The sequence below is a fragment of the Nostoc sp. UIC 10607 genome (genome assembly GCF_047228265.1).
Classification (GTDB): domain Bacteria; phylum Cyanobacteriota; class Cyanobacteriia; order Cyanobacteriales; family Nostocaceae; genus Nostoc; species Nostoc foliaceum_A.
The window spans coordinates 1-1093 of record NZ_JBIQNW010000198.1; the positions used below are offsets into that span (position 1 = coordinate 1).

Below are 1093 nucleotides of genomic sequence, written 5' to 3' on the forward strand. Positions count from 1 at the left end.
AGAAGGTTTATTATGGTGTAATCCAACAAAAGTTGCTCAACAATCATTATCAGAAAGGTTTTTAGTTTTCCCTGCTGAGTTATTTGAGCGTGTATTTAAAGATTTACTACCTCAGTTACAACTCAGTTGGCAGAAACGATTGAGGCGACCCCTACCAGATAGCATTAAGTTTGCATTGCATAATTTTGACCGAATTTGGATAGCTGATGGGTCAACATTAGAAGCTTTATTTCGCAAGCTAAAAAGCCTAGAAGACTTAAAGACAGGACAATTAGCTGGAAAAATTTGTACAGTGATTGATTTGGTAACTCGTTTCCCCGTTGAAGTTTGGTTTCACACTAATCCCGCCGCATCAGAGACGAATTTTGAAGCTTCATTACTGAGTTTACTACCTGCTAAAACTCTGATTTTACTTGACAGAGGTTTTTATCATTTCCAATTTTTGCAACAACTCATTAACCAAGAAGTCCATTTTATTACACGTTTAAAAGCCAAAGCATCTATTAAATACTTAAAAATTTTCAGTTATGACCATTCCATTAAAGACAGATTGATTCAACTAGGTACTGTTCGTCGCGGCGCACCAGTTCTCACTTTACGTTTAATCGAAATTAAAATTGGTAAAACTAGCTATTCTTACATTACTTCTGTCCTCGACCCACAAATATTACCTCCTTATGTCGTAGCAGATTTATATCGAAGAAGATGGAGAATTGAAGAAGCTTTTTACTCCGTAAAACGTTTATTGGGACTGTCTTATTTGTGGACTGGTTCTATTAATGGTGTGAAGTTACAAGTCTGGGCTACTTGGTTATTTTATGCTGTCTTGGTTGATTTGGGAGATGCTGTTGCAGATGAATTATCTTTACCATTTGACCGCATTTCTTTAGAGATGATTTATCGAGGACTCTATCATTTTAGTGTCGCTTACGATAAAGGTAACGCTGAAGATCCTATCAAGTACTTTGCTGCCCCAGAGAATCAAGACTTAGGCGTGGTTAAATATCTCCGAAAGCCAGTCCCCAAGCTGGATTTATCGCCTTTTCCTGCACCCTCTTGACAAAAGTGCAATCATTCTAACCTCTCACCGATG

Annotated in this window: 1 pseudogene; it reads left to right on the plus strand. The window is 37.6% G+C overall.

The window, feature by feature from the left end:
* Window positions 1-1048 (plus strand): annotated as a pseudogene (locus ACEYW6_RS36345) (IS4 family transposase); the annotation flags it as partial.
* Between the last annotated feature and the right edge of the window lie 45 nt (window positions 1049-1093).